A 9307-nucleotide genomic window follows, 5' to 3' on the forward strand; every position below is an offset into this window, starting at 1 on the left:
GCGCCCTTAAAATCTTTCTGGGCAATTTTTGCAATAAACTGAGGGATTTTTACGCCAACCGGACATCCATTTATACAAGGCATATTTTTGCACTGAAGGCATCGATTCGCCTCAACAACCGCCTGCGCCTCTGTGTAACCAAGCGCAACTTCCGCCATTTGGCGGGCACGTTCTTTAGGCTCGCGGCTAGGCATTTCCTGCTGCGGAATTGCCATCCGGTCTTTATTTGTAAGTTCTTTTCCTTGAATTTTTGCCAGTTCTTCTTCGGCAATCTTATTCAGTTCTTCTATAGTTTTATGTGACATTTTTCTATCCTTTATGTTTAGTTTTACTTAAATGCAGTTTTTCACAAAGAACAAAGCGTAGGCAAGGTTCGTGATTTGCGTAGATTTGCAAGCTTTAAGAAAAACACTTTTGTGTTTTTCGATAATTAGGCAGCTAGTCCTGCCGAACTTGCACCATCGAAGCAAATTACGGTTCTTGCCGAAAGCGTTTTTTAATCACTTTGCAAAAACTGACATTCAACATAACTTTTATTTTGCCAAAGCGTCTGCCTGAGCTTCAAGCTTGCATTTGTGGAAATCTTCTGTTTCTCGAGCTTTAAAAGATTTCATTCTCATCATCATATTGTCCCAGTCAACCTGATGCGCGTCAAATTCCGGTCCGTCAACGCAAACAAATTTTGTTTCGCCACCAATAGAAACTCGGCAGCCACCGCACATTCCAGTTCCGTCAATCATAATTGTATTCAAAGAAACTGTTGTTGGAACGTTGTAAGGTTTTGTTGTAAGCGCGCAGAATTTCATCATAATCGGAGGTCCGATTGCAATAACTTCCGCCGGCGGAGTCTGACTTTCGCACATTTCTTTTAAAGGAACTGTAGAAACGCCTTGCCGACCTGCAGAACCGTCATCTGTCATGATTATAACTTCATCGGCAATCGCCTTCATTTCGTCAACATAAATGAGCAAATCCTTTGTGCGGGCTGCAATTACAACAATAACTTTATTTCCGATTGCCTTATGAGCCTGAACGATTGGATAGCATGGAGCAACGCCAAAACCACCGCCAACAACAACAACCGGACCGTCTTTTTTTTCAATTACAGAAGGATTTCCAAGCGGTCCGAGCAAGGCGGCAAGCTCATCGCCAACATTTTTAAGTGAAAGTTTATAAGATGTTGCGCCAACAGCCTGAAACGCAAGTGCAATCCAGCCTTCTTCAGCATTTGCATCAGCAATCGTAAGTGGAATTCTTTCGCCGAATTCTGCATCAACCTGCAAAATAATAAACTGACCGGCTTTTCGATTTCTAGCAATTTCCGGAGCCTCAACTTTCATGTACCAAGTTGCGGAAGCTTCCGACAGCTTGCGTTTTTCAAGAATCTTAAACATTACAATCCTCTTAATACTTAATAATAATTCTAAAGTGGTTTTTTAATTCTAATAGAATAGATACTTATTTTCAATTGAAAAATGACAAAAACACCATAAAATGTAAAATTAAAAACCAATATAAACAGCTGCGTAGGCACCTATTCCTGATGCGCAGAAGCTTCTTGCAAAGTCGCTGCCTTGCACAGACACGCCTACATCAATTTCAAGAATGCGAAGATTTATTACAAGACCTAGCTGCTGTGTGAATACTTTGTTGTAATAATTTGAAGAAAGATTAAACCCAAGCACATGGAATAAAAGCATATCGCAACCAAAATCATATTCTAAAAAGCAGGTTGTTTTCCCATATTTTGAAAAAGGTTCGTTCAATCCTAAGCCCAAAAGACCATTAAAAGAACACCAGGAACCAAAGGGACGCCATGCACATTGAAGGCCAAAACGCATAGGCCGGTTTATAACGTAAGGTTCATTTCCGTAAGAAATGTCAGACATTTCAGATGTAAAAGAAGAAGCGTCTTCTTCTTTAGAAACAAGGGCAACTACACTTTTAGCTTCAAAACCGACCTTGCAGTTCATGCCTGTTGAATATCCAAGCGTGCCAGGAACAATTGGCAGGCGCAAATACGCACCAGCAATAAGCGATTCAAGAACCTTTTGCTCCACAGATGCAGAAATATCAAAACCGCAGCCGGAAGCGACATTTTCAAAAACTAAATCTTTGCAATCTTTATCAAAAATAGGCCGTGTATTAAAGCAGGTATACGCCATTAAATTTGCTTGAGCGAGAGCTTCAATTTTTCCATCCGGAGCATTTTTTAGATATGCAGTTGCGGAAGTTGTTTCTATATGGGCAACAGGAACAAATAGACTTGGTGTAAATTCAACATGAAGTTGATTAATATCGCGTCCAAAAGATAAATCGAGGTGCGCAAAAATATCGGCATTTACTCCGCCATCAAAGTTTAAAGTTTCGTTAAGCTCGTTTCCTTTGCACAAAAAATCAATCAACGATTTTGAAAAATCAACTTTGCTGTAGCCGTCAATGCCAAGTTTTAGACCAAAACGAAATCCATTTGAAAGGTTTAAGTTCATGGAGAAATCCGGCGCAGCATTCATATCGAAAATCAAGCCGTCTTTTGGCAAATCATTTGCCAGTTTTTCAAGGTCAATAACAAGATTCTTTTTCAATAAATCAGTAACACCAATTGCATTATTAGATATGCCTACAGGAGCCTTTACGCCAATTTCAAAATATCTTCTTGGCATTTTCAAGTAGTCGCCGCAAAAGGCTGAAACACAAATAACTATTTGCACTAAAAAAGAAATTATTAGCTTTTTCATAATTATTTTCCTCCCCAAATAGAAACTTCGCCATCTGTTATAACTTCCATAGAAAATGCAATCTTTGCATCTGTAAAGTATGGAACTGTAACCGTGCCTTTTGGAAGCTCTGCGTAAAATTCCGGGTTATAAGGATAAGTTTTTAGCATTTCAATAACATCGCTGCCCTTTATGGCTATAGTATCCTTGCCTAAATCAAGATTGAACTGCTTTCCTGGAAGACCAAAGTAAATTTTAGCGCTGGCATTATTGCTATAATCCAAAAAGTCTTCTGAAACTTTGTATTTTAGATTTACAGAATCAATTACTTCCAAGAATTTTTCATAAGAAGACATATCTGTTGCTTCTGAGCGATTAAAAAAATCTGTTTCTTCAGAAGATTCCTTTCCATTGTTTTTTAATTTTTTTAAATCAAGCTTTGTGTTGTCAGCGATGTCAAAAATCAAAGGAACTATAATTCTTGCTTCAATAGGAATACAAATATCTTGCGCAGTTTCTTTTTTTAGTTTTTCGTAAAACTCTTTCGAAATTTCAATTTCGCTGCTAGAAGCGCCGCCAGAAGAATCTGAAACGGTCATGTCGTAGCCAAACTTTATTGTACTGCTAGTGCTTTTGTTTTCCGAATTAAATAGTTTTGCAATATCTGAAGAATATGCCGACGCTTTGCTTTTGTCCTGAGTCAAAATTACTTCTTTTGAATCGTTAAACTTTAATTCCTGTTCTTTTACAAAATCCAACGGCTTTGATTCAGTTTCAGAACCCAAAATATACACAATTTTTTCATCGGTATTTTCTCCCGATTTTGCATAAAGTTTTCCAGAAAAAGAATTAGTATCCAATCCACTTACGCCTGGATTTATAAAATAAAGATATAATTCTATTTGCTTAAACGAAATGTTTCCAAAATCCGAGAAACTTTCTTTTATAGAGTCAAACATTGAATCAAGGCTGATTTTTGAATCTTGCTCGCCTTTTAAACCGCTAAGACCAGACTCAGACATTTTTACAGTAATCGATTTCCAGTCGAAAATTGGCTCAACGTTTATTAAAATAGAATACGTGTTACCCGGTTCAATGCCAGTCAAGGTTGTGTAATATTCTTTTCCTGCTTCAGGATTTTGCGCAGCACCTGGAAAAGACAATTTTGGTTCAAGCACAAAACTTGTAGAGTCGGTAACGGCTATTTCTTTATCTTGCTTACAAAAATCTTTTTCTTCAGTTTGACTTCCCAACACTCCAGACGCTTTTAATGCAAGTTCTTTGTCCAAGCCTAAAAGCTCGCACTTGTAGCTGACTTTAAAATCGTTTCCACTAGGAAGTTCATTTTTATAAGTAATTTTTAGCCCCGAAGGATTTAGCACAATTTTTGAAACGTCGTTTGCAATCTGCGCGCCAAAGTTGTTTTCAATTTTTTCAATCGCAAATTCATCCTTGTGATTTTTTAAATCTAATACGACTGATTTTAGTTTACTAATGTTACATTCTGGAAGAATTTCAATTTTTATAGGCTCGCCATTTTTAAGAACCACAGATGCATTTTCTAGTTTATAGTTTACACTTCCTTCAAACTTTATTTTGATTGGACTTTCCGAAAAGTTTTTGCCTTTTAAATCATAACTGCGGTCAAAAATTGTCTGCTCTGATTCAGTTTTATTCCAATCATTCTCTTTAACTGAAAGAGATTCTGAAAGTTCAACATTGCGGGAAATAACTTTTAGTCCTTTAACTTCAGACGGAACAGTGGAAGCAAGCTGCACAAAACCGCTTTCTACTTCGCAAGAAACAAAGGATGTATCTGGCGTTATAGTAATCTCATTGTTTATAGTTATTACTTTTTCAGGAAGAGTAAGACCGCTGACTTCGCTTATACAAATATCTTGAAGTTTCGGTGTAATCTTATAGCTTGAACTTCCGCCAGACTCAAAACTGCCGTATACAAAAAGCTCCATTTTAGGAGTAATTGTTTTTCCGCTAAGTTCTAACGAAACTGATGAACTAGTTGAAAAATCAATATTTTCTTTGACTGCAATTTGTGTTCCATCGCTAGCGCAAAGTTCGACTGTAAGATTTGTTGGAACAGAAGACGTGCCTGTCCTCTCAATAAGAAGGGTTCCCGTTTTTAGCAGCATTGTAGAAAATCCGCCGTCTGTAATTTGAACATTTACATCCCGCTTTAGATTTTTTTCTTCCGCATCGGCTTTAGAAAGAACTTGACCTCCAAGCGCGGCTTCGCTTATATCAACAGGCTCAATATTAAACTGCGCCTCGCCATCAGTTCCAAAAAGCATTTCATTTATATCAATTTCATTTACAGTTTCGGCAGAGGAATCTGCAGCAAGTTTTGGAACTTCGATTTTTTGATCAATTTTTTTGCCTTCAAATGTAGGTATATTTATTTCAGAGAAATTTTTATCAGCAAGGTTGATTTTTATGGCTTCAATCGGATAAGAAACCAGATACTGCATTTTTGTATTTCCACTAGGATTGTAAACATACACCTTTGGATCTTTTTCAGTGCTGCCCATAGAAGAGCCAAGTTTTTCTGCAGAAATATATTCTTTTAAATCAAAATCTTTTTCACCAAATGAAAACGAATACTTTGCTTTTGTTTTAATAGAAATAGATTCAGGAATTTCCATTCCGCAAGAGAAAAAAATTGGAATCAAAATAAAAAGACAAAAAAATTTTCTTTTCATAAGCACATCTCCAATCATAAAATATTTTACAATTGTAAATATAATCCAATAACTTATTCAGGTCAAATGCATTGTTACGTACCATTATTACACCAAATCAAAGCGCATTGTTTTGCAAAGCGCCTGCGTATTCTTTTATTTTAGGATGAAAACAGAACTTTTATTTTATTGCATTGAATTTTTTTATACATTCGTACTAATATAAAGTCATGACTGAATTTGAAAAAATGATTGCGGAACAACCATACAATTCTTTTGATTCTAGTTGCAAAACAAAAATGGAAGAAAATAGAAAAAAATTGTATGAATACAACAGCTTGCCGCCAGAACGCTGGGGCGAAAAAAAAGAGCTTATAAAAAGTATTTTAGGAAAAACTGGCAAAAATGTGCATGTAGAGCCTCCTTTTCACTGCGATTACGGCATAAACATTGAAGTTGGAGAAAATTTTTATGCGAACTACAATCTTGTTGTTCTAGATTGCGCAAAAGTCATTATAGGAAACAATGTTCTTATTGCTCCGAATGTAGGAATCTATACAGCAGGACATCCAATCGATTCTGAGATGAGAAAACACGTTGAGTATGGAATCACAATTACGATTGGAAACAACGTTTGGATTGGCGGAAACGTTGTAATTCTTCCAGGCGTCCACATTGGAAACGGCTGTGTGATTGGAGCTGGAAGCGTAGTTACAAAAGACATTCCTGACAATGTAGTTGCATTTGGAAACCCTTGCAAAGTTGTTAGACAAATTACCGAAGAAGATAAAAAATACTACTTCAAAAAGAGGGAAATTTCATCTGATTATGGAAGAAAATAAAATTCTTTTGGTACAAAATCTTTCAAAGACTTTTAGTTTGGAAGCTGGCTTTTTTGCAAAAAATAAAAAAACCGTTTATGCGGTAAACGATGTTTCCTTTGCTGTAAAAAAAGGCGAAACCTATGGGATTGTCGGTGAATCAGGCTGCGGAAAAACAACAACTGTACGTTTAATAATTCAAATGTATAAGCCAACTTCTGGAAAAATTCTGTTCTGCGGTCAAGATATTTCTCAATACAATAGAAAACAACTTAAACTTTACCGCGAAAAAGTAAAATATATATTTCAAGACCCAGCCCGCTCATTAAACCCTAGAATGACAATTTTTGAAGTTCTTACTGCAGGCCTAAAATATTCAGAACAATGGAAAGGCAAAAAAGAAGCTTGGATTTTATGTGAAAAAACAATGGAAGAAGTAGGTCTTAATCCCGAAGACTTAAATCGAAGACCTGCAGAATTTTCTGGAGGCCAGCGCCAAAGAATTTCTATTGCACGCGGATTAATTATGAATCCCTTGCTTTTAATTTGCGACGAGGTTGTTTCTGCTTTAGACGTTTCTATTCAGTCGCAGATTTTAAAATTGCTCGCAGAACTAAAACAGCGTCGCGGATTAAGCTACATTTTTATAACACACGATTTAAAAGTCGCCTGCTATTTCTGTGATACCATAGGCGTTATGTATAGAGGCATTCTTGTAGAGGAAGCTCCTGCAGCCGATTTGTATAAAACAGCCCAGCATCCATACACAAAATTGCTTTTTGAAGGAGCTCTTGGAAAACAAACAGAATCAAATACTGAAGTAAAAACCGTTCTTGAAAATGAAAACTGCTGTCCTTTTGCTTATAGATGTCCAAAGGCAAGCGAACGCTGTAAAGCCGAGCTTCCAGACTTTGTAACAACAGCACAATCGCACAGAACAAGGTGCTTTAACATCTGATTTCTTTTACTTTTTTCTTTGTTTGACATTATTATAAAAAAAGTCTATACCTTGTGCTATGACAAAAACAAGACAAATAGATATGACAACTGGCTCGCTTTTTAAGAACATTGTTGTGTTTGGTCTGCCTTTGATTGCTACAAATATGTTGCAATCTCTTTTTACATTGGTAGATGCCGCAGTTGTCGGCAGATATTCTGGAGCTCTTGCTTTAGGCGCGGTTGGCAGCGCTTCTCAACTTGTATTTTTCTTTGTAGGCTTTATTGTAGGAATTGCTTCTGCAGTGAACGTAATTGTTGCATATTACATTGGCGCAAAAAATAAAAAAGAAACAGAAGACTTCCTTTTTACAGCATTTATTGTTTGCCTTGTCAGCGGTTTTGTTCTAATGCTGATTGCCATTTTGCTTGCGGAACCGATTTTAAAACTTTTGCACACAAAAGATGAACTTATCTTCGGCTGCAAAGTTTATTTTATAATCTATATGCTGGGTTTGCCAGCAACTGCGATTTACAACTTTGGAAATGCTGTTTTACGTTCCGCAGGCGACACAAAAAGACCGTTTTGGTACCTTGCAATTGCAGGCATTGTAAATGTAATTCTAGACCTTGTCTTTGTGATATATTTTGAACTGAGCGTCGCTGGCGTTGCCATTGCCAGCACGATTTCTCAGTGCGTTTCAGCATTTCTAATTTTTAGGGCAGTAAGAAAAGGCATTGGATTTGTAAGATTAAAATTTAAAGGACAAACTTTTCATGTTCACAAAGCAGGAAAACTTTTAAAAATAGGAATTCCGGCAGGTTTTCAAAGTTCATTTTTTGCGTTTGCGAATATGTTTATTCAAATGGGCGTAAACAGTTTTGACGCGCTTGCGGTTTCTGGAATTTCTGCCGCAGAAAAAACAGATTACCTGGTTTTTAACATTTTAGACGGATTTTATTCATCTTGCGCATGTTTTATTGGACAAAACTACGGAGCAGGCAAAAAAGACCGCATTTTAAAAACTTACTTTATCAGCCTTGCTTACGCCGTTGGAGCCGCCACTATTCTTGGACTCTTATTTTATGCATTTGGAAGCCAAGTTATTTCGATTTTTACTAGCGATTCAGAAGCTATAGCTTACGGCTTGCGAAGACTTCATATTATGGCGCTGTCATACTGCATTGCACCTTTTATGGACTGCGCAATAGCGGCAAGCCGCGGACTTGGCAAGACCTCCATTCCTACGGTAATCGTTATCTTAGGCTCTTGCGTTTTCAGGATTATTTGGATTTTCACCATTTTTGCTATGTTCAAAACTATAGAATCGCTATTTTTGCTCTATAGCGTTTCTTGGGCAATTACAGCTTTAGCAGAAATAGTTTACTTTGTTCACATATTCCGCAAAGTTCACTCAAGCCAAGTTCAGTCGGCCTGAGGACAATTAAATATCGGATGCGTAAATATTTTTAAGCCTTTTCCGAATGCTGATTCTAAGTTCTTTTCAGTAAAAATATTTTTAACACAATCCGTTATAATCTTTTTTTCTAAAACAAGCGCTATTTTTTCTGAAAATCTTGCAGCCTTGTTTATATTGTGAATCGAAACTAAAATCCCCTTGTCATGCTCTTTTGCCAATGCAGAAAGCCGCTGAAGAAGCTCGTTCTCGTATAAGGCATCTAAACTGGAAGAAGGTTCATCTAAAAGCAAAAAATCTGTATTCTGTGCTAAAGAGCGAGCTATTCGCACTTTTTGAAATTCTCCGCCAGAAATTGAAAATATATCTTTAGACAAAAGATTTTTTATGTTTAGGATTTTTGCCACATTTTCTACAATATCAAAATCTTCCTGTGTATAACAAAACTCCGACCAGGCAAATCTGCCGTTAAGTATAAAGTCAAAAACTTTTTGATTCCAGGCAGAAACTTCGTTTTGTTCCAGGTATGAAATCTTTCTAGCCCGCATTTTGCTTTTTAGCAAAAAAATGTCAGTCTCTTCAGAGTTTGATAAAAATATTTTGCCAGCTTTTAAAGTGCTTTTTTCAATTCCAGCCAGAGTTTTTAAAAGAGTTGATTTTCCGCTGCCGTTTCTTCCGCACAAACAAACAAATTCCCCCTTTTGAACGCAAATGTCCGA

At 36.8% G+C, this 9307-nt stretch carries 7 protein-coding genes and 1 pseudogene; 3 read left to right on the plus strand and 5 right to left on the minus strand.

Going from position 1 to position 9307, the window contains the following annotated elements; genetic code table 11:
• From B4C08_RS09880 to B4C08_RS09895, 4 genes and pseudogenes are all read right to left on the minus strand, one after another.
• A pseudogene (locus B4C08_RS09880) lies at positions 1-305 on the minus strand (dihydropyrimidine dehydrogenase); the annotation flags it as partial.
• Positions 306-533: 228 nt separating this feature from the next.
• Entirely contained in the window at positions 534-1394 is an 861-nt protein-coding gene (locus B4C08_RS09885; RefSeq protein WP_296664962.1) for a sulfide/dihydroorotate dehydrogenase-like FAD/NAD-binding protein, read from the minus strand.
• Positions 1395-1502: 108 nt separating this feature from the next.
• Positions 1503-2738 (minus strand): hypothetical protein, encoded by a 1236-nt coding sequence (locus B4C08_RS09890; protein ID WP_296664963.1) that lies wholly within the window; start codon positions 2736-2738, stop codon positions 1503-1505.
• A 2-nt stretch (positions 2739-2740) separates the two neighbouring features.
• Entirely contained in the window at positions 2741-5434 is a 2694-nt protein-coding gene (locus B4C08_RS09895; RefSeq protein ID WP_296664965.1) for a hypothetical protein, read from the minus strand.
• 209 nt (positions 5435-5643) lie between these two features.
• Between B4C08_RS09895 and B4C08_RS09900 the strand changes: the two genes are divergently transcribed.
• From B4C08_RS09900 to B4C08_RS09910, 3 genes are read left to right on the plus strand one after another with little or no spacing between them, the layout of a single operon-like run.
• Positions 5644-6255 (plus strand): sugar O-acetyltransferase, encoded by a 612-nt coding sequence (locus B4C08_RS09900; RefSeq protein WP_296664967.1) that lies wholly within the window; start codon positions 5644-5646, stop codon positions 6253-6255.
• Positions 6242-7192, plus strand: coding sequence for an oligopeptide/dipeptide ABC transporter ATP-binding protein (locus B4C08_RS09905; protein WP_296664969.1), 951 nt, complete (start codon positions 6242-6244; stop codon positions 7190-7192). The genes B4C08_RS09900 and B4C08_RS09905 overlap by 14 nt, the downstream gene beginning before the upstream one ends.
• A gap of 58 nt (positions 7193-7250) precedes the next feature.
• Positions 7251-8609, plus strand: a complete 1359-nt coding sequence (locus B4C08_RS09910; RefSeq protein WP_296664970.1) for an MATE family efflux transporter — start codon at positions 7251-7253, stop codon at positions 8607-8609.
• Here B4C08_RS09910 and B4C08_RS09915 read toward each other — a convergent pair.
• On the minus strand, positions 8597-9307 hold a 711-nt coding region (locus B4C08_RS09915), incomplete at its 5' end, for an ABC transporter ATP-binding protein (RefSeq protein ID WP_296664973.1). The two genes, B4C08_RS09910 and B4C08_RS09915, sit on opposite strands and share 13 nt — an antisense overlap.

Source organism: Treponema sp. UBA753 (genome assembly GCF_002297325.1).
GTDB lineage: Bacteria > Spirochaetota > Spirochaetia > Treponematales > Treponemataceae > Treponema_D.

Bases quoted from the DNA above. Each gene is read 5' to 3' on its own strand.
- B4C08_RS09885 (WP_296664962.1), bottom strand. From the start codon at position 1,394: ATGTTTAAGATTCTTGAAAAACGCAAGCTGTCGGAAGCTTCCGCAACT.
- B4C08_RS09890 (WP_296664963.1), bottom strand. From the start codon at position 2,738: ATGAAAAAGCTAATAATTTCTTTTTTAGTGCAAATAGTTATTTGTGTT.
- B4C08_RS09895 (WP_296664965.1), bottom strand. From the start codon at position 5,434: ATGAAAAGAAAATTTTTTTGTCTTTTTATTTTGATTCCAATTTTTTTC.
- B4C08_RS09900 (WP_296664967.1), top strand. From the start codon at position 5,644: ATGACTGAATTTGAAAAAATGATTGCGGAACAACCATACAATTCTTTT.
- B4C08_RS09905 (WP_296664969.1), top strand. From the start codon at position 6,242: ATGGAAGAAAATAAAATTCTTTTGGTACAAAATCTTTCAAAGACTTTT.
- B4C08_RS09910 (WP_296664970.1), top strand. From the start codon at position 7,251: ATGACAAAAACAAGACAAATAGATATGACAACTGGCTCGCTTTTTAAG.